General features: G+C 33.2%; 18 protein-coding genes. 14 read left to right on the top strand and 4 right to left on the bottom strand.

Features of this window, described 5'->3' with window-relative positions; genetic code table 11:
* The first annotated feature begins 374 nt into the window (after positions 1-374).
* Complete coding sequence (locus tag ACM55M_RS10480; protein WP_416850090.1) at positions 375-947, top strand: YciE/YciF ferroxidase family protein; 573 nt, start codon at positions 375-377, stop codon at positions 945-947.
* Positions 948-1,124: 177 nt separating this feature from the next.
* Here ACM55M_RS10480 and ribH read toward each other — a convergent pair whose 3' ends face one another.
* Together ribH and ACM55M_RS10470 are read right to left on the bottom strand one after the other, a co-directional pair.
* The gene (gene ribH, locus ACM55M_RS10475) at positions 1,125-1,700 is read right to left on the bottom strand and encodes a 6,7-dimethyl-8-ribityllumazine synthase (protein ID WP_416850091.1); all 576 of its coding nucleotides are present in this window, start codon (positions 1,698-1,700) and stop codon (positions 1,125-1,127) included.
* A gap of 98 nt (positions 1,701-1,798) precedes the next feature.
* Positions 1,799-2,572, bottom strand: a complete 774-nt coding sequence (locus ACM55M_RS10470) for a tetratricopeptide repeat protein (protein ID WP_416857570.1) — start codon at positions 2,570-2,572, stop codon at positions 1,799-1,801.
* Positions 2,573-2,803: 231 nt separating this feature from the next.
* On the opposite strand from ACM55M_RS10470, the gene recF reads away from it, so the two are divergent.
* The 13 genes from recF to ACM55M_RS10405 all read left to right on the top strand — a co-directional run bounded on the left by recF (position 2,804) and on the right by ACM55M_RS10405 (position 17,239).
* Complete coding sequence (gene recF / locus ACM55M_RS10465; protein ID WP_416857569.1) at positions 2,804-3,883, top strand: DNA replication/repair protein RecF; 1,080 nt, start codon at positions 2,804-2,806, stop codon at positions 3,881-3,883.
* 77 nt (positions 3,884-3,960) lie between these two features.
* Positions 3,961-4,659, top strand: a complete 699-nt coding sequence (locus ACM55M_RS10460; RefSeq protein ID WP_416857568.1) for a thioredoxin domain-containing protein — start codon at positions 3,961-3,963, stop codon at positions 4,657-4,659.
* 7 nt (positions 4,660-4,666) lie between these two features.
* Entirely contained in the window at positions 4,667-5,338 is a 672-nt protein-coding gene (locus ACM55M_RS10455; protein ID WP_416857567.1) for a DUF2461 domain-containing protein, read from the top strand.
* Between the two features lie 15 nt (positions 5,339-5,353).
* Entirely contained in the window at positions 5,354-6,421 is a 1,068-nt protein-coding gene (locus tag ACM55M_RS10450) for a glycosyltransferase (RefSeq protein ID WP_416857566.1), read from the top strand.
* A gap of 2 nt (positions 6,422-6,423) precedes the next feature.
* On the top strand, positions 6,424-8,271 hold the full coding sequence (asnB, locus tag ACM55M_RS10445) for an asparagine synthase (glutamine-hydrolyzing) (RefSeq protein ID WP_416857564.1): 1,848 nt from the start codon (positions 6,424-6,426) through the stop codon (positions 8,269-8,271).
* Between the two features lie 49 nt (positions 8,272-8,320).
* Positions 8,321-9,334, top strand: a complete 1,014-nt coding sequence (gene murB, locus ACM55M_RS10440; RefSeq protein ID WP_416857562.1) for a UDP-N-acetylmuramate dehydrogenase — start codon at positions 8,321-8,323, stop codon at positions 9,332-9,334.
* A 99-nt stretch (positions 9,335-9,433) separates the two neighbouring features.
* The gene (locus tag ACM55M_RS10435) at positions 9,434-10,048 is read left to right on the top strand and encodes an FMN-binding negative transcriptional regulator (protein ID WP_416857561.1); all 615 of its coding nucleotides are present in this window, start codon (positions 9,434-9,436) and stop codon (positions 10,046-10,048) included.
* A gap of 86 nt (positions 10,049-10,134) precedes the next feature.
* Complete coding sequence (locus ACM55M_RS10430) at positions 10,135-11,241, top strand: glycosyltransferase (RefSeq protein WP_416857560.1); 1,107 nt, start codon at positions 10,135-10,137, stop codon at positions 11,239-11,241.
* The gene (locus ACM55M_RS10425) at positions 11,232-11,783 is read left to right on the top strand and encodes an RNA polymerase sigma factor (protein WP_416857558.1); all 552 of its coding nucleotides are present in this window, start codon (positions 11,232-11,234) and stop codon (positions 11,781-11,783) included. Before ACM55M_RS10430 ends, ACM55M_RS10425 begins: the two co-directional genes overlap by 10 nt.
* Before the next feature lie 233 nt (positions 11,784-12,016).
* The gene (locus ACM55M_RS10420; protein WP_416857557.1) at positions 12,017-12,832 is read left to right on the top strand and encodes an energy transducer TonB; all 816 of its coding nucleotides are present in this window, start codon (positions 12,017-12,019) and stop codon (positions 12,830-12,832) included.
* 287 nt (positions 12,833-13,119) lie between these two features.
* Positions 13,120-13,989, top strand: a complete 870-nt coding sequence (gene lipA, locus ACM55M_RS10415; protein WP_039110082.1) for a lipoyl synthase — start codon at positions 13,120-13,122, stop codon at positions 13,987-13,989.
* A 58-nt stretch (positions 13,990-14,047) separates the two neighbouring features.
* Positions 14,048-15,052, top strand: coding sequence for a type I glyceraldehyde-3-phosphate dehydrogenase (gap, locus tag ACM55M_RS10410; RefSeq protein ID WP_416857556.1), 1,005 nt, complete (start codon positions 14,048-14,050; stop codon positions 15,050-15,052).
* Positions 15,053-15,073: 21 nt separating this feature from the next.
* Complete coding sequence (locus tag ACM55M_RS10405) at positions 15,074-17,239, top strand: ATP-binding protein (protein ID WP_416857555.1); 2,166 nt, start codon at positions 15,074-15,076, stop codon at positions 17,237-17,239.
* A gap of 3 nt (positions 17,240-17,242) precedes the next feature.
* Here ACM55M_RS10405 and ACM55M_RS10400 read toward each other — a convergent pair whose 3' ends face one another.
* The gene (locus tag ACM55M_RS10400; RefSeq protein ID WP_416857553.1) at positions 17,243-18,055 is read right to left on the bottom strand and encodes a purine-nucleoside phosphorylase; all 813 of its coding nucleotides are present in this window, start codon (positions 18,053-18,055) and stop codon (positions 17,243-17,245) included.
* Positions 18,027-19,052 carry a tetraacyldisaccharide 4'-kinase gene (gene lpxK, locus ACM55M_RS10395; protein ID WP_416857551.1) on the bottom strand — a complete coding sequence of 342 codons (1,026 nt, stop codon included), beginning with the start codon at positions 19,050-19,052 and terminating at the stop codon, positions 18,027-18,029. Before lpxK ends, ACM55M_RS10400 begins: the two co-directional genes overlap by 29 nt.
* Between the last annotated feature and the right edge of the window lie 41 nt (positions 19,053-19,093).

Genomic DNA, 19,093 nt, shown 5'->3' with positions numbered 1-19,093 from the left:
TATGGTTTAAAAAAATTTAAAACCAAGAACTACAAATTTAATGAATTTCTATTGGGTTTTATTATTAATGTGCTTTTAAAAAAGAAAAATTCACACCCTAAAAATTCGGCATATATAGCCTCGTTAAGAACTAACTTCAGCAAGCTAACCCTCAAATCCACTGTGATACAAATATTCCGCATATATTATCAAACCTCATCTAATTCTAAATCAAAGACTAAAATCCCAAGGCCAATACAAAAATTCAAATACTTGAAAAACAACAACATAAAGTATGAATTTTGAAATTTTTTAACGAAATTATATAACCCTTCTACACGTTTAAAACTTAAATTTGTTATTTCAAACAAGTAAAATAATTAAAAACAACCGTTATGAAAGCAACCAATGAAAAACAAGAAAATGCAAAAGCAGAATCTAAAAAAGGAGCTGTAAAAGCAAAACCAGATGCGGCACAAGGTCTGAGAGATTTTTTTGAAGACGGATTGAAAGACATCTTTTGGGCAGAGCATGCGTTGACGAAAGCTTTGCCAAAAATGGCAAAAAATGCAACTTCATCTAAACTGATTCATGCCTTTGAACACCATTTAAAAGAAACAGAGGAACATGTAGTTCGTTTAGAAAAAGTATTTGAATCTTTGGGCATAAAAGCAGTAGGTAAAAAATGTGATGCGATGGAAGGATTACTGAAAGAAGCTGATGGCATTATGGAAGAAACAGAAATTGGAGTGGTCCGCGATGCAGCAATTATAGCCGCAGCTCAAAAAGTAGAACATTATGAAATTGCCACTTACGGTACTTTGCGTGCTTATGCTGTAACATTAGGTGAAAATAAAGCTGCCACTTTATTGGCTAAAACTCTCGAAGAAGAGAAAAAAACAGACGTATCCTTAACAGAAATTGCGCTATCTGATATTAATCTTGAAGCAGCTCATGCACATGAATAATCCTTTGGGTAATGATTTATAATTCATAAAACGGATTTCCACAGATTCTTTACTACTTTATTAATTGCTAATGCCAAGATATATATGAAGAATCTTTTATAAATGCATTAGTGGCTCAATAAAAAACCTACTCCAATGGAGTAGGTTTTTACTTAAATTTTAATAAAATTATATTATTTATTCCTTCAACTCTAAAGGCGATCCTTCTTCTATTTGGATAGCTCCTGCAGACAATAAATGTTGATTATCTATTTGATGTGACAACGAAGCTTGTTGACGAATATAAGCCATTTTTATAGCCGCAATAGCAGCCTCAGTACCTTTGTTCCCATGAATTCCTCCACTTCTGTCAATGGATTGTTGCATAGTATTATCAGTCAAAACGCAAAAAATAACCGGAATATCAGTTTGTACATTCAAATCTTTAATTCCTTGAGTTACTCCTTCACACACAAAATCAAAATGTTTCGTTTGCCCTTGAATTACGCATCCAATAGCAATAACAGCATCTACATTCTGCGTTTGCAACATTTTCTTAGAGCCATAAATAAGTTCAAAGCTTCCAGGAACATTCCACCGAATAATATGCTGTGGTGGAACTTGGTTTTCCAAAAGGGCTTCAATAGCACCTTTATAAAGTCCTTCAGTTATAGCATCATTCCATTCTGAAACAACAATCCCAAAGCGAAAATCTTTCGCATTTGGGATTGAATTTTTATCGTAATCAGATAAATTTTTATTTACGGTAGCCATTTGATTTTTGATTATAGAGTTTTGATTTCAGATATTAAAGATAGCATTTTGAAAACAAAAACCTACACTCTTCAATCAGGAATCTTAAATCATTTTTACTATTGTGCCAATCCTATCAAGACGTCAATTGAAGCAGCTTCTGGAGTTGCCTCAAAATTTTCTTTTATATCTGTAAAATATTTTAAAGCATCCGCTTTGTTTCCTAACGCTAAAGCTATTTTTCCAGCTTTTAACAAGAAACGTGGTGTTGTAAAATCATTTTTATTTGACTCAGCTGCTTTTACGTAATTTTCTAAAGCTTCTTTTGGTTGATTTTTTTGAGAATAAGCATCCCCTATCGCTCCTTTTGCCAAAGCACCTAAAACAATATCTTCAGATTTAAATTTCCCTAAATATTCGATAGCTTCATTATATTTTCCTGTATTCAAATAAGCTAATCCTGCATAATAATTAGCTAGGTTCCCTGCATCTGTTCCAGAATATTCATCAGCAATTTTTAAAAATCCAAATTTCCCTTCGGAACCATTCAAAGACAACTTATATAATGAATCGCTAGCAACTCCATCAGTAGCTTTTTGAAAATTTTCTTGCGCAACAAACATTTCATTAGCCGCTTCATCTTGTTTTGGAGTAGCAACAAATTTTTGATATGCTAAATAACCTACAGTAAACAATGCAACACCTGCAACTAATCCTATAATGACTTTTTGATTTCTAGCTACCCAATCCTCAGTTCTTGAAGCTGTTTCGTCTAATGTTGAAAAAACACCAGCTGTTGTGCTGTCTTTTTCATCAATTTTAACCTCTTCAACCGCATCATTTACTTCTTTTTCTTTTGGTGCTTTATATCCTCTTTTACTGTACGTAGCCATTTAATTTTAATTTAGTGAGTCGCAAAAATAAAATTTTTATTCAAACCGACATAAAAAATATGCTTTTATATTCAAAAAAATATTATAGGAGGTTCTTTCTTTCCAAAGGAAAAATAATTTCCATAGAAAAAATCTAAAAGCCATTTTTATCGATATTTTTCAATAATTTGCACCCGCTTTGAAAAACCCGTTCAAAAACATCAAAGTTCTCAATACCAGCAAGCCTTAAAGATGTATTTAAAAAAGATTTCATTATTCAATTATAAGAATTTTTCAGAAGCAAATTTTGATTTTGACAGCAAAATAAATTGTTTTGTAGGTAAGAATGGTATTGGAAAGACAAATGTGCTTGATGCAATCTATCATTTATCGTACGGAAAAAGTTATTTCAATCCATTAGCTGTTCAGAATATTAAACACGGAGAAGAATTCTTTGTGATTGATGCTGAATTTGAAAAAAACGAAAGAAATGAGCAAATCCTTTGCAGTTTAAAGAAAGGTCAAAAAAAAATATTGAAACGCAACGGGAAAGCGTACGATAAATTTTCAGATCATATTGGTTTCATCCCTTTGGTAATCATTTCTCCTGCCGACAGGGATTTGATTGTGGAAGGCAGTGAAACTCGAAGAAAATTTATGGATAGCGTAATTTCGCAGCTCGATTCCCATTATTTACAGCAACTGATTCAGTACCAAAAAGTAATGAACCAACGTAATGCTTTGTTAAAATATTTCGCGCTGAATCATGTTTTTGAAAACGATACGCTCTCTATATATAATGAGCAGCTCAACAGTTTCGGAAATTATATTTTCGAAAAAAGAAAAGAATTTATCGACCAGTTTATTCCTATTTTCAATACACACCATCAAGCCATAACGGGCTCACAAGAAACTGTTCAACTGGTGTATGAAAGTCATTTATTCGAAAAAGAGTTGTTGACACTTTTACAAGAAAACATCAATAAAGACAGGGCGTTACATTATACAAGTGTGGGAATTCATAAAGATGACTTATCATTTGAAATAGACGAACATCCCATCAAGAAATTTGGATCACAGGGTCAACAGAAATCATTCCTAATCGCTTTAAAATTAGCACAGTTTGAATTCCTAAAAAAACAAAGTGGCGTAAAACCGATTCTATTATTTGATGATATCTTTGATAAATTAGACGAAAGCCGGGTCTCTAAAATTATTGAAATGGTCAACAGCGATACTTTTGGACAGCTCTTTATTTCAGATACACATCCGGAACGCACGGAAACGATTGTAAAATCGACACATCAGACCTATAAAATTTTCAACTTGTAATTTTATTTAATAGTTAATTAAGGTTACCAAAATGAAAATTTACCTAATTTAGCCTATTCCAATTTAAAATCAGATCAATGAAATTTCATTCAATATTCCTTATAATCCTATCTTTTGTAGTTTTATCCTGTAATGGACAAACTTCAAAAGACGTAAAAACTATTGAAGCCAAAGCTTTTGCTGAAAGAATAAAGGAGACTACAAATCCACAAATCCTAGATGTACGAACTCCTGAAGAATTTGCGTCAGATCATATTGACAATGCTAAAAATATAAATTGGCTTAGCAATGATTTTGTTACAAATGCCGAAAAATTCGACAAATCAAAACCTGTTTTTGTGTATTGCAAAAGTGGAGGAAGAAGTCAAAAAGCTGCTGAAAAATTAAGTGAATTAGGTTTTACAAGCATATACCAATTAGACGGCGGAATATTAAAATGGGATGCAGCTGGCCTTTCTAAACCAAGTAGCAAAATAATTGGCCTATCAACTCAGGAATACAACAAATTATTAAACTCAGATAAAAAAGTATTGATTGATTTTTATGCAGAATGGTGCGCTCCATGCAAAAAAATGAAACCGTATCTTTTGCAAATGGAAAAAGAATTAGCAGATAAAATCGTTATTATTCGATTGGATGCAGATAAAAATAAAACCTTGATGACTGAAATGAAAATTAGTGAACTTCCTACCTTATTATTGTATGAAAACAAAGAAGTAAAATGGAAACATTCTGGTTTTATAAGTGAAACTGATTTAAGAAAACAATTACAATAGTTTTAAGATGCTTTCAAAAGACACACTCCAATTTCTGGATGATTTAAAGGCCAACAATAATAGGGATTGGTTTTTGGACAATAAAAAAAGGTACGAAGCTTTCAAGAAAGATTACCAGCAATTAGTTGCTGATTTACTTGACGTGATGAAACCAATGGATCCTTCGTTGGAAATGTTGGAAGTAAAAAATTGTACTTTCAGAATCAATCGTGACATTCGGTTCTCTAAGGACAAGACTCCTTATAAATCGCACTTAGGTGTTTGGCTTTCTTCGGGTGCAAAAGGTTTAAATCGCTCCGGATATTATATTCATTTAGAAAAAGGCGCTAGTTTTATTGCCGGAGGATTGTATTGTCCCGAAGCGGATGATTTGAAAAAAATGCGTAAGGAAATTGCTTATTTCCATGATGATTTAGAAGCAATTCTTGAGGATAAAAATTTCAAAAAGGAATTTAAGGATTTTGATCGAAATGAAAAAAATACACTAAAAAACCCACCACGAGGGTACGAAAAAGACCATCCAGCCATTGATTTACTTAAACTGAAAAGCTTCGAATCTTCTCAAAGAATTGATATTTCAGAAGTAACAAAAAAAGATTTTGTTGCTACAATGAGTAAAAAATTAATTACCCTGAAACCACTAAATGACTTTATAAATCGCGCTTTAACTTCTGAGTAATTCTAATTTATACTGATGCAAAAAAAGAAAATTCTTTTTCTGGGAGAATCCTACAGAGCTGATGCCATCACTTGGATGAACGGTCTTAAGCAATTTGGTGATTTTGAAATCATTACTTGGGAATTAAAAACACCCAGTGATTGTATTCATAACCGAATTTTAAGGATTTTCGAATTTGAATTAGCTATTTTTAAAATCCGGAAAATAATAAAAGCCCAGCAGCCGGATATGGTAATTGCAGAGAGAACCACTAGTTATGGCTTTCTTGCCGCATTATCTGGTGTAAAGCCAATAGCAATTGCACAGCAAGGCAGAACCGATTTATGGCCTGAAAAATCGATTTCATTACCTTTAAAAAAACTTGTTCAGAATTACGCTTTCAAAAAAGCGGATTTAATTCATGCTTGGGGACCTGTGATGACAATTTCTATGCTGGCAGCCAATGTCGATATGAATAAAGTTTTGGTTTTACCAAAGGGAATTGATTTAGAGAAATTCGGTAATAAAAACAACGCCAATCCCCAAAAAATTTGTGCCATTGTGACTCGTTCTTTGTTTCCGGAATACCGTCATGATATTATTTTAAAATCATTTGCCATTTTAAACCAAAAAGGAATAGATTTCGTACTTACTATTATAGGAGACGGAACACAACTTTCTTCATTGAAAGATTTAGCAAAAAAATTAAATATCGAAAACAAAGTCAACTTTACTGGAAGAATTCCAAATACAGCATTACCAAAACTATTGCAGCAATCTAATATTTATATAAGTATGCCAATTACTGAAGGTGTTTCGGCCTCTTTATTTGAAGCGATGGCTACCAATTGTTATCCAATTGTAACCGATATTGCAGGAAATCAAAGTTGGATTAAACACCGTGAAAACGGACAATTAGTTACAGTTGATGATTACAAAATGCTCGCAAAAGAATTAATTTGGGCATTTGAAAACAATAAGCATCGGAACGAAGCCGTTTTAAAAAACAGAAAGTTTGTAGAAAAAAATGCAGATTACACTATAAACATGACAATTATTGCCAACAAATACCACGAATTAATCAACACAAATAGCCCAAATTAACTATGTGTGGAATTAATGGAATCTTACATTTACAATTACAAAAAAAAATTGACGAACGGATTCTAACAAAGATGCGCGATTCGCTGGAACATCGTGGCCCGGATGATAAAGGATTGTTTATAGAAAATAATATTGGCTTTGGACATAGAAGACTTTCAATTCTGGATATTTCCTCAGCCGGGCACCAACCTTTCTTGTCAGACGATGGAAGATATGTGCTGGTTTATAATGGCGAAATCTACAATTTTAAAGAATTTTATCCCGAGTTAAAAAGCAATGGATTTGACATTAGAACCAGTTCGGATACCGAGGTTTTGATGAAATTATTCCAATTACATGGCTTAAAAATGCTCAACCGTCTTAACGGAATGTTTGCTTTTGCTATTTGGGATAAAATGGAAAAAAAGTTAACTGTTGTTCGTGACAGAATGGGAGTTAAACCGCTATACTATTCTTTTTACAACGAGACTTTTTATTTTGCATCCGAACAAAAAGCACTTTTCACGGCTGGAGTTCCTCTCAAAATGGCACAAGACGGGCTGGAAGAATATATTTTTAACCGATTTGTTGCCGGTGAAAACACTTTGTACCAAAATGTAAAAAAAGTATTGCCCGGACATATCATGACCATTCATGAAGGTGGAAAAGTAACAACCAAAAAATGGTGGGACTTAAAAAAGGAAATTCAAAATCAGCCCGAAATAAAAAATCCGGTAGAATGGTTTCGCGAAACTTTTGATGATTCCATAAAATTGCGAATGGTGAGTGACGTTCCTGTTGGCGTTTTATTGAGTGGTGGACTGGACTCTTCCTCCATTTTGGCTTCATTATACCATCAAAATTATAAAGGCATAAAAACTTTTAATATTGGTTTCAAAGAGAAAGAACATAACGAAGCACATTTGGCTAAAATGATGGCGGAGAAATTCGACTATGAATTTCATACGATGCAATTGGAGGATACTAAGCTGCATGATGAATTAATCCGTTCCACTTATTTTCAAGACGAACCAATTATGCATTTGAGTGAACCACATCTTTTGGCAGTTTCACAAATGGCAAAACCATCAGTAAAAGTATTACTTTCCGGTGAAGGTGCTGATGAATTAATGGGTGGTTATGTGCGATACAAACCCTTACAATATCCATCATTATTGAATTCTATTGCAACCATTAGTAATTTAGATGTTTTCATAAAAAACCCACGATACGAAAAGTTAATGCGTTATGCTCAAATCAAAAAAAAATCTGAATTAATCCTTTACAATGGCTCTAATATTTATCCCGCAGACATTGCGAAAACTTTTGGAATTAATACACCTCCTAAAAACGAATACAGGAAACAAATTTACAAAGAAGCGAAATCTTTGTATCCGAATAATTTACGCCGACAAGCCCTTTATTTTGACCAACACACCTATCTATGTTCCCTTTTGGACAGAAACGACCGTTGCACAATGGGCGCATCTATTGAATGTCGGGAACCGTTTTTAGATCCAAGATTGATTGTTGGATTAGGCTCCTTGGAGGACAAATGGCTGTTTGCAGGGAAAAAGTGGAAATTCATTCTGAAATCAGCAATGGAACAACGTTTACCAGATGAAATTCTACAATTCAGGAAAGTAGGATTGAGTGCTCCTTGGGGAGATTACATAACAAAAAGTCCTGCTTTCAAAGAAGAATTAGAATCTTTTTCTAAAAGTGATTTATTCCAAATTCCTTATTTCGAACACATAGACATTCAGAAACTCGTTCAGAATTTACAAAAAGGCGACACCCGAATGACTTCATACATTATGCCGTTGTTTATGATGCATATCTGGATGAAAACGTATGCAACTAAATTTTAATTCTTACTTTTGGCCTAGGATTAAACTATTCAAAAAAGCACTTTCTTTTATGGAAATACTACATAATTTCTCTTTAAAAAAATACAATACTTTTGGCATTGAAGCCAAAGCAAAACAGTTCGTTGCAGTTCATTCAAGCGAAGATTTGAAAACTATTTTACAAGAAAATAAATCTCAGAATAAATTTATTTTAGGTGGCGGAAGCAATATGCTTTTAACAAAAGATATTGATGCACTGGTTATTCATATTGATTTGAAAGGCAAGGAAATAATAAAAGAAGACGATGATTTTGTTTGGGTCGAAAGCCAGGCTGGAGAAAACTGGCATGAATTTGTGCTTTGGACCATCGACCAAAATTTTGGCGGTTTAGAAAACATGTCGCTTATTCCCGGAAATGTGGGCACGACTCCAGTACAAAATATTGGTGCTTATGGCACTGAGATTAAAGACACTTTCATTTCCTGTGAGGCGATGACCAGAGAAAATCAGGAAATTAAAACGTTTACAAAAGACGAATGCCATTTTGGCTACCGGGAAAGTGTTTTCAAAAATGTAGTAAAAGACCAATATGTCATTACATCGGTAGTTTTTAAATTGACAAAACGCAACCATAAAATCAATACTTCTTACGGTGACATTTCATCAGAATTAGAAAAAAAAAGCATCCTCAATCCTACTTTAAAAGACATCAGTAATGCCGTAATTGCGATTCGTAAAAGCAAGTTACCGGATCCAAAAGAACTGGGAAACAGTGGCAGTTTTTTTAAAAATCCAATTCTATTAAAATCTGATTTTGAGAAAATCCATCAGCAATTTCCAGAAATGAAATATTATGATGTTTCTGAAACCGAAGTAAAAGTTCCTGCCGGATGGCTGATTGAGCAAGCGGGTTTCAAAGGAAAACGTTTTGGTGATGCGGGAATCCATAAAAATCAAGCCTTAGTTTTAGTCAATTATGGCAATGCCACAGGACAGGATATTTTGAATGTTTCAAAAGATATTCAAGAGACAATTTTTAAAACGTTTGGTATTCATATTGAGGCTGAGGTAAATGTAATTTAGTTTCAGATTTTAGGTGTTGGGTATTTATAAATCCTAAAATCCATTTTGCTATCTCTAATGCTAAATTTCCAAAACCAACATCTAAAACCTAATAATAAAATGTACACTCCAAATCCCTACAAAAACGAAAATCAAGAAGAAATCGAAAAATTTCTTCAAGAGAACAGCTTTGGTATCCTAATCAATCAAACGGATGGAAAATTGTGCGCAACACATATTCCATTAGAACTGGATAGTAATAAAGACGGAAATCAAATTTTATGTGGCCACATTTCTAAAGAAAACCCACAATGGAAAGGTTTTACTGATAAAGACCAAATTTTAGCTATTTTCTCCGGACCACATTCTTACATTTCTTCTTCTTGGTACGATCATGAAAATGTTCCTACCTGGAACTATATTGCCGTACATGTTTACGGGAAAATCAAAATTATCGAAGGAGATGCTGTTGTCCAATCCCTAAAAAAACTGGTTGATAAATACGAACAAAATTCTGAAAACCCAGTTCGTGTAGAAGATTTATCGAAGAAAACCATGATGCAAACCCGAGGTATTGTAGCATTTGAAATCGAAATTACAGAAATCCAAGCCACAAGAAAATTATCGCAAAACCGAGATGATAAAAATTATCAAAACATCATTTCCGAATTAGAAAAAACAGAAGATACCCAAGCGATTGCTGTCGCAAATGAAATGAAGAAATGCCCTCGATAAATTCTTTCGAAATTCACACATTGTACTTAACAATTCACAATTCTATTCATACCTTTGCACTCGATTTAAAAACTCATTAAACTCTGATGCTTATACTAATTCTTTACTTTTTTATTTTTATAGTTGCTGTTCAAATTTCGTATTATCTGGGTGTTTTTGGAAAATTTGCTTTTACCAAAGCACAAAAAGTAACGCCAAAAAGAATCCCGATATCGGTTATTGTTTGTGCCAAAAACGAAGAAAAAAATGTAACAAATTTCATCCCGCTACTTGCTGAACAAAACTATCCTGATTTTGAAATTGTCTTGATTGACGATGCTTCAAGTGATAATACTTTGGCTATTTTTGAAGAATTTGAAAAGCAATATTCTAATGTTCGTTTGGTAAAAGTGAAGAACAACGAAGCTTTTTGGGGCAACAAAAAATATGCGTTGACTTTAGGAATTAAAGCGGCCAAAAAAGAATATTTACTATTCACTGATGCAGATTGTTACCCAACTTCAAAAGACTGGATTCTTGGAATGAGTTCTCAATTTACGATGCAAAAGACAATTGTTTTGGGTTATGGTAAATATGAAAAAATCCCTAATTCATTTCTGAATAAAATAATTCGCTTTGAAACTTTGCTTACGGCAATTCAATATTTTTCTTGGGCAAAAATTGGACAACCATATATGGGTGTGGGACGAAATTTAGCCTACAAAAAAGAAACTTTTTTTAATGTAAATGGCTTTATAGAACACATGCAAATTCGTTCAGGCGATGATGATTTGTTTGTCAATCAGGCGGCAAATGCAAAAAACACGACTATTGCTTACACCCCGGAAAGTTTCACACTCTCTAAACCAAAAACAACATTTAAAGAGTGGTTTACCCAAAAAAGAAGGCACGTAGCTACGGCGAATTATTATAAACCTTTAGATAAATTACAATTAGGAGCTTTTTATTGTTCGCAATTATTATTTATTTTAGTGCCTATTATCTTATTATCTTTTCAATTTCAATGGATACTAGTCTTGAGTTTAATTGCAGTACGATATCTGGTTGCATGGATTGTTGTTGGATTTTCGGCAGGAAAATTAAAAGAAAATGACATTAAAGTATGGTTCCCTATAGTAGAGATAGTACTTATATTGACACAAATCAATATCTTTATAACAAATATATTCTCAAAACCGGTACATTGGAAATAAACAAACAAATAGAAAAAGCAAAACAAGGCGATCAGGTTGCCTTTACTTTTCTATTGGATTATTATTGGAATGAAGTGTATGGCTTTATGCTCAAGCGCACTGAAAATGAAACCAATGCAGAAGATATTACAATCGAAACTTTCTCAAAAGCTTTTGACAAAATAGGGACTTATAACTCCGAATTTCAGTTTAATACATGGCTTATCGCTATTGCAAAAAATGTACACATCGATTTATTACGAAAAAAGAAATCGAGTCTTTTTGTCGAAATTACTGATGAAGAAGACCAACAAGCTTACAATATTGCCGACACTACTCCATCGGCAGAAGATGAATTGATCACGGAACAAAACCTTTCCCAATTATTGCAATTCATCAAAGAACTGAAGCCTCATTATCAGGAAGTCATCCAATTGCGCTATTTTCAGGAAATGAGTTACCAGGAAATTGCCAACAAAATTGACGAACCGTTGAGCAATGTGAAAATTAAATTGCTTCGCGCCAAAAAACTTCTGGCCGAAATCATTCAGAATAAGAGATAATACGATTGTTATATTGTTTTTTTATTTTTTCAATAGCCGTTGGTTTTGACCAATGGCTATTCATATCATATGGCTATAATAAAAGGCTCTACGTCCCTGTCTTTTCTACCCTTTTTTTTAATTAAAAAAATAATCTATTCTTTTGATACTAAATTTCTTGTTATTTACGTTGTTAAATAAAAACAACCCTTGCTTATGATTTAACTGATACCTAACCTTTAAATCCATAAATTATGTCAAAATTAAGCATTTACGAAACCAGCTGGATTGACCTTGTTTTCCAATACAGAAACAAAGAATATGGAGCGTATCAGTTGCGCCAGGAAAGTACCAAAACTTCAATAATGGCACTTTTCATGGGAATATTACTTTTAGCTTCTGCTTTGAGTATTCCTGTAGTTCTGAATTATTTTAATTCTGAAAATAGGATAACAATACCTGAATTTACAAAAACCATAGTCAACGTAACTGACATTATACCCAATCAAATTCAAGAAATAGAAAAACCAATTCTTCCGGAAGTGAAAACACAAAATGCGGAAGCTCCAATTCAAAGTGACCAACTAGTGAATCCCATAATTGTACAGGCACAACTGGCAAATCAAGATATTGCAAAAAATAACGAAAACACAAGTACAACAAACAGCATTACAGATGGAACGGCAACTGTTGGCATAAACCCAACTTCTTCCTCTGGAACGGGAACTGATACTCCTGTTGATCCCGGAAATACAATTGTTGCCAGTGCAAGTCTGGACAAACTTCCTGAATTCCCGGGAGGAATCAATAAGTTCTATACTTATGTAGGAAATAATTTTGAAAAACCAGATATTGACAGCGGCAGCACGATGAAAGTTTATGTATCTTTTGTAATAGAAAAAGACGGGAGCATGACTGACATTCAGGTAAAAAAAGATCCTGGATATGGCTTGGGAAAAGAAGCCATCAGAGTATTGAAATCCTTAAAAACGAAATGGTCTCCGGGAATGATTGGTTCAAAACCGGTTCGAACTGCCTATACTCTTCCCATTACGGTACAAATGGATTAGTTATTTAAAACAGAAAAGCTTCATTTAATTTTGAAGCTTTTTTTGAATATTTTCTTTATTTTCTTTAAAACATTTTCTCTTAAAAAAACCAAAAGGCCTTTTTAGCCCTGATTGCAGTGGCATCCCACGCATTTTTTTGCGTGGATACAATGGAAAGCAGGACAACTATTTCCTAAAAATAGCAAATATTGTGCTCCTACTGCTGCAATTTCTCTTCTTCAAATAAACAAATAAACGAATCCACAAATAAACTACATTCCTTATCTTTGTGCTTTGAAAATTGATATATGGAAACTGTTTTAGAAAATACTTTACCAATTGGAAAACCGAAATGGTTGAAGGTAAAACTCCCAATTGGCCAAAAATATACAGAGCTTCGCGGCTTAGTTGACAAATATAGTTTGAACACGATTTGTACTTCTGGAAGTTGCCCAAACATGGGTGAATGCTGGGGTGAAGGAACGGCAACATTTATGATTTTAGGAAATGTATGTACCCGATCTTGTGGTTTTTGTGGTGTAAAAACCGGAAGACCAGAAACTGTGGATTGGGATGAGCCGGAAAAAGTGGCGCGTTCTATCAAAATTATGAACATCAAACATGCCGTAATTACCAGCGTTGACAGAGATGATTTAAAAGATGGCGGATCAATTATTTGGATTGAAACCGTAAAAGCCATTCGAAGAATGAACCCAAACACAACACTTGAAACATTAATTCCTGATTTTCAAGGTATCGAAAGAAATATTGACCGTATCGTGGAAGCCAATCCTGAAGTAGTTTCGCATAATGTAGAAACCGTTCGTAGATTGACGCGTGAAGTGCGTATTCAAGCAAAATATGACCGAAGTCTGGAAGTTTTACGCTACTTAAAAGAAAAAGGAATTAATAGAACGAAGTCTGGAATCATGCTTGGTCTTGGTGAAAAAGAAGAAGAAGTTTTTCAAACGATGCGAGATTTGCGTGAAGCAAATGTTGATATTGTAACGATAGGCCAATACTTACAACCCAGTAAAAAACACTTACCAGTAAAAGAGTTTATAACGCCAGATCAATTTGCAATATATGAGAAATTTGGTTTGGAATTAGGGTTTCGTCATGTAGAAAGCGGACCATTAGTTCGTTCATCCTACAAAGCACAAAAACATATTTTATAAAAAGTTTATTTGTTTAATCGGTTAATCGGTTAACCAAATAAACGAATAACGAATCCATTTGAAAACAAGAATTGCCATTAATGGTTTTGGAAGAATTGGTCGAAATTTATTTCGCTTACTTTTAAACCATCCTACTATTGAAGTCGTTGCCATAAATGATATTGCTGATAAAAAAACTATGGCACATTTAGTGAAATACGACAGTATTCACGGTGTTTTACCATTTTCAGTAAGTCCTGATGAAAAAGGTTTTTCCGTAGATGGAAAACATTATTTATTCTTTCACGAAAAAAAAATTTCAAATCTTGATTGGAAAATTTTAGACATCGATTACGTAATCGAGTCGACTGGAAAGTATCACACTTTTGAAGAAATAAATGCTCATATTTTGGCTGGTGCCAAGAAAGTAATTCTTTCTGCACCTTCCGAAGTAGAAACCATAAAAACGGTTGTTCTGGGAGTTAACGAAACAATTCTTGATGGCACTGAAACCATCATATCTAACGCCAGTTGTACAACGAATAATGCTGCCCCAATGATGAAAGTCATTGATGAACTTTGCGGCATTGAGCAAGCCTATATTACTACTATTCACTCGTATACTACAGATCAAAGTTTACACGATCAACCACATAAGGATTTACGCAGAGCTCGAGGAGCAAGTCAATCAATTGTTCCTACAACTACTGGTGCAGCTAAGGCATTAACAAAAATTTTCACTAACTTGCAGGGGAAAATTGGCGGATGCGGTATTAGAGTCCCGGTTCCGGACGGTTCTTTGACGGATATAACATTCAATGTAAAACGTGCAGTAACCATAAACGAAATAAATGCAGCTTTCAAAAATGCAGCACAAACAAACTTAAAAGGAGTTCTTGATTATACGGAAGATCCAATCGTTTCTGTAGATGTTATCGGAAACAGAAATTCTTGTCTTTTTGATGCACAACTGACCTCAGTAATAGATAAAATGGTAAAAGTGGTAGGATGGTATGATAATGAAATAGGGTATTCATCTAGAATTATTGATTTAATTATCTTGATAGAAAGTAAAAAAAATTAACAATAAAAAATTTAGTTATAAATGAAATACCTTTTCATTTTTATCTTTTTTTTAAATTCGGTTCTGTATTCTCAAGCTAATGAGAAAACAGATAGTATTTCATATTATGGTAATTTAAGCAAATCCAATATCTTAAATAACAAATACAAAAATGCTCTTTTTTACACCCAAAAAGCAATAAACTATTCTAAAGAAGCTCGTACTTTACTGGCTCAAGCAAATCAGACCTATTCCTTAGGTAAAATTTATTATGATTTAAAAAAGTATAATGATGCTATTGAAACCTTTCATAAAAGCATTTCACTATATAAAAATTTAAACCCGACTGAGGCATATGCCTATTCTTATTATTATCTTGGGAAATGCTATGTCGCAAAAGCAAATTTTGCTGATGCCGAAATTTGTTTTGACCAAACTCAATCAATATTTGATGAATTAAAAATCCCTGATACTGCTCAAATAATAACGCTTCAAAGAGGAATTATAAGCAAGTCAAAAGGAAATTTAGATTTAGCCTCAACAATTTTCAAAACCATTATTGCAAAACCTGAGAGTCCCGAAATAGTAGATTCTAAAGTGGAAGCGCTGTATCAAATAGGAACTATTGAAGCTACAAAAAACCGATTTAACCTAGCTTTGAACTATCTAAATAAAGCATTAGCGTTAAATGAAAAAAATGAAAATCTAGAACAAAAATCAAATATTTTACTCGCATTAAGTTCTGTTTTCGAAAAAATGCTGGATAAAAACAATGCATATTCTTATTTAAAACAACATCTCAATCTCAAAGAAAGCATTTCTATTTTAAACAACGAAAGACTGGGAATTGATGATTATGATAAATTTAAAGAATCCGAACGTTTAAAAGAACTGGCGCAATTAGACAGTGATAACAAACAACAGGAAAAGGCAAATAAGTTTTCTAAATTAATTAGTATTCTGGCAATTGCGTTAATCTCTATTTTATCCTTACTAAGCTTGTCTTTGTATAAAAACAATATCATTAGAACGCAGTCAAATCTACTGTTAAAAGAAAAAAACAATGAGTTGGAAATCGCTAAAGAGAAAGCGGAAAGAGCCTCTAATGCCCGATCTGAATTTTTATCGACTGTGAGCCATGAACTTCGGACACCACTAAATGCCATAAACGGAATAGCCCATTTATTATTGGAAGAAAATCCAAAAAAAGCTCAAATGGACTATCTGAATTCATTAAAATTTTCAGGAGATTATCTGACAAAGTTTATAAATGAAATTCTGGAAATTAATAAAATTGATTCTAATAAGGTTGAAATTGAATACATCAACTTTAATTTGAAACAATTATTAGAAGATATACAAAACTCTTTAAAAGAATTAGCTACTGTAAACAACAACACATTTAATCTCGAAATTGACTCCTCCATTCCGGATTATTTGATTGGTGATCCTACAAAATTATCTCAGATAATAATGAATCTGATTAACAATGCACTTAAATTTACAAAAAATGGTAATGTCAGCGTAATTGTAAAACTTCATTCTTTGGAAGCTAAAAATGCAACTTTATATTTTGAAGTAATTGATACCGGAATTGGAATTCCGGCAGACAAATTGCAAAGTGTTTTTGATAGTTTTTCTCAAGGCTCTATAGAAATCAATCGTAAATATGGCGGAACAGGTTTAGGTTTAACAATTGTAAAAAAATTGATCAAAATTCTGGGCGGTAGAATAAACTTAAAGAGTGTCGTAGGAAAAGGCTCTACTTTTTCATTCAAATTACAATTTAAACTAGGCTCGCAATTAGTGAATCTTGACGAAAAACCTAAAACATACGATGATTCTTCCTTAAAAAATAAAAAAATACTTTTAGTCGAAGACAATAAAATCAATCAAATGATTACCGAAAAAATGCTTCACAACAAAGGAATCTTTTGCGAAATAATTGACAATGGTGAAGATGCTATAGAAATAGCGAAAAAGAACAAATTTGATTTGATTCTTATGGATGTCCATTTACCAGGAATTAACGGAACTATTGCTACAGAAGAAATTAGAAAATTCGACACTAAAACACCTATAATTGCACTTACCGCCATTTCATTAGATGAAAATCGTGAAATGCTTTTATCCTTTGGTATGAATGATGTTGTTACAAAGCCATTCATACCAGAAGAATTCTATGCTGTAATTGCTAAAAACGTATAGCGACTAATAATTTATAATCAATTCTTTAATAAGAATTCTTACTTTTGGCTCTGCATTTTTAGCAGCTTCCAAAACTTCATCGTGAGAAATAGTCCCAATACTTTCTTCATTTCCCATATCAGTAATTACAGAAATTCCAAATGTTTCCACATCCATATGACGAGCAACAATCACCTCTGGAACTGTGGACATTCCTACGCAATCAGCACCCAGAATTTTCACCATTCTATATTCAGCCAAAGTTTCAAAAGTAGGACCTTGTAAACCAAGATAAATCCCTTCGTGAACCTCAATATTTAATTTCTGCGCCAATTCTTTGGCCTTAGCAATCATCTTTCTGGAATATGGCTCACTCATGTTTACGAAACGAGGTCCAAAGCGTTCGTCGTTTTTACCCCGTAAAGGATGCTGCGGCGTCATATTGATGTGATCTGTAATCATGACAATAGAACCTACTTTATAATTTGGATTCACTCCTCCAGATGCATTTGAAACAATTAATTTATCAACGCCTAAAAACTTTATTATTCGCACCGGGAAAGTCACTTCTTTCATCGAATAACCTTCGTAAAAATGGAATCGTCCTTGCATAGCAACAACTTTTTTATCGTCTATTGTTCCAAAAACCAATGCACCCTTGTGACCTTGAACCGTCGATATAGGAAAATTTGGAATTTCGTTATAAGGCAATGTAAATTCTACTTTCATTTCATCAGTAAAACTCCCTAATCCCGAACCTAAAATAACACCATATTCTGGTGTAAAATCAATTTTTCCTTTAATAAAACTAACGGTTTCTTGAACTTGTTCCCACATAATTTAAAATATTTTTATCAAAATTTTCACTTGCTGAAATAAAAGAACTTTTTATGGGCAGATAGAAAAGTTGTTCGCTTGGCAAACTTCCTTTTAACCTGACATAATCTTTTTCGGTAGTGATAATAATGCTTTCCTGAGCTAAATTCTTAATTTCTAAAATATCTTTATCGGTAAAATGATGATGGTCCGGAAAAGACAAACAGGTATCATTTGTATGCCGTAAATAAGAGAAAAACGGTTCTGGTTTTGCAATTCCTGCAATTAGTATTTTATCCAGCCATTTAATTTCACCAACTTTTATCTTTTTATTTTCAGAATAAATCCAATCATCATAATCGATGTACGTAAAATACAATTCTTGATTTATCGAAAGCTTTAATTTGTTTTTAATCTCCTTTTGCTCGTCAAGTGAAAGAGGAGAAGGACATTTGGTAACTACAATAACATCCGCTCTTTTCGCTCCGCTGCTACTCTCCCGTAAATTACCAGTTGGCAGCATACAATCATCCGAATACAAATCGCCGTAGGAAGTCAGTAAAATATAGAACCCTGCTTTTACTTTTCGGTGTTGAAAAGCGTCGTCCAGCAAAATAACTTCTGGTTTTTCTTGTCGCCCAAGCAATTGTTCAATTCCGTTTTTTCTATTGGCGTCAACAGCAACTTGGATGTTTTTGAATTTTTGAAAAAACTGAAAAGGCTCATCTCCAAGAATGGCAGCATTCGAATTGGCATCAGCCAAAATAAAGCCTTCTGATTGTCTTTTATATCCGCGACTTAATGTGGCAATTTTATACTTATCCGAAAGCAACCGAATCAAATATTCAATTTGAGGTGTTTTTCCTGTTCCACCAACGCTAAGATTTCCAACAGCAATAATAGGTAAATCAAAAGAATAAGATTTTAAAACACCTTTATCGAAAAGAAAATTCCGAATACTCGTTATCAAACCATATAAAATGGCGAATGGAAATAGTATTTTTCGCAGTAAATTCATTTTACGAAAGTAGAATAAATTATCTTTGATTTAAAATTTTG

Source organism: Flavobacterium galactosi (assembly GCF_048158585.1).
GTDB classification, from domain to species: domain Bacteria; phylum Bacteroidota; class Bacteroidia; order Flavobacteriales; family Flavobacteriaceae; genus Flavobacterium; species Flavobacterium galactosi.
The sequence above is the reverse complement of the archived record's forward strand: the minus strand, read 5'-3'. Positions and strand labels throughout refer to the sequence as shown.

Excerpts from the sequence above, each read along its gene's own strand:
- ACM55M_RS10480 (WP_416850090.1), top strand. The coding sequence starts at position 375 with ATGAAAGCAACCAATGAAAAACAAGAAAATGCAAAAGCAGAATCTAAA.
- ribH (WP_416850091.1), bottom strand. The coding sequence starts at position 1,700 with ATGGCTACCGTAAATAAAAATTTATCTGATTACGATAAAAATTCAATC.
- ACM55M_RS10470 (WP_416857570.1), bottom strand. The coding sequence starts at position 2,572 with ATGGCTACGTACAGTAAAAGAGGATATAAAGCACCAAAAGAAAAAGAA.
- recF (WP_416857569.1), top strand. The coding sequence starts at position 2,804 with ATGTATTTAAAAAAGATTTCATTATTCAATTATAAGAATTTTTCAGAA.
- ACM55M_RS10460 (WP_416857568.1), top strand. The coding sequence starts at position 3,961 with ATGAAATTTCATTCAATATTCCTTATAATCCTATCTTTTGTAGTTTTA.
- ACM55M_RS10455 (WP_416857567.1), top strand. The coding sequence starts at position 4,667 with ATGCTTTCAAAAGACACACTCCAATTTCTGGATGATTTAAAGGCCAAC.
- ACM55M_RS10450 (WP_416857566.1), top strand. The coding sequence starts at position 5,354 with ATGCAAAAAAAGAAAATTCTTTTTCTGGGAGAATCCTACAGAGCTGAT.
- asnB (WP_416857564.1), top strand. The coding sequence starts at position 6,424 with ATGTGTGGAATTAATGGAATCTTACATTTACAATTACAAAAAAAAATT.
- murB (WP_416857562.1), top strand. The coding sequence starts at position 8,321 with ATGGAAATACTACATAATTTCTCTTTAAAAAAATACAATACTTTTGGC.
- ACM55M_RS10435 (WP_416857561.1), top strand. The coding sequence starts at position 9,434 with ATGTACACTCCAAATCCCTACAAAAACGAAAATCAAGAAGAAATCGAA.
- ACM55M_RS10430 (WP_416857560.1), top strand. The coding sequence starts at position 10,135 with ATGCTTATACTAATTCTTTACTTTTTTATTTTTATAGTTGCTGTTCAA.
- ACM55M_RS10420 (WP_416857557.1), top strand. The coding sequence starts at position 12,017 with ATGTCAAAATTAAGCATTTACGAAACCAGCTGGATTGACCTTGTTTTC.
- lipA (WP_039110082.1), top strand. The coding sequence starts at position 13,120 with ATGGAAACTGTTTTAGAAAATACTTTACCAATTGGAAAACCGAAATGG.
- ACM55M_RS10405 (WP_416857555.1), top strand. The coding sequence starts at position 15,074 with ATGAAATACCTTTTCATTTTTATCTTTTTTTTAAATTCGGTTCTGTAT.
- ACM55M_RS10400 (WP_416857553.1), bottom strand. The coding sequence starts at position 18,055 with ATGTGGGAACAAGTTCAAGAAACCGTTAGTTTTATTAAAGGAAAAATT.
- lpxK (WP_416857551.1), bottom strand. The coding sequence starts at position 19,052 with ATGAATTTACTGCGAAAAATACTATTTCCATTCGCCATTTTATATGGT.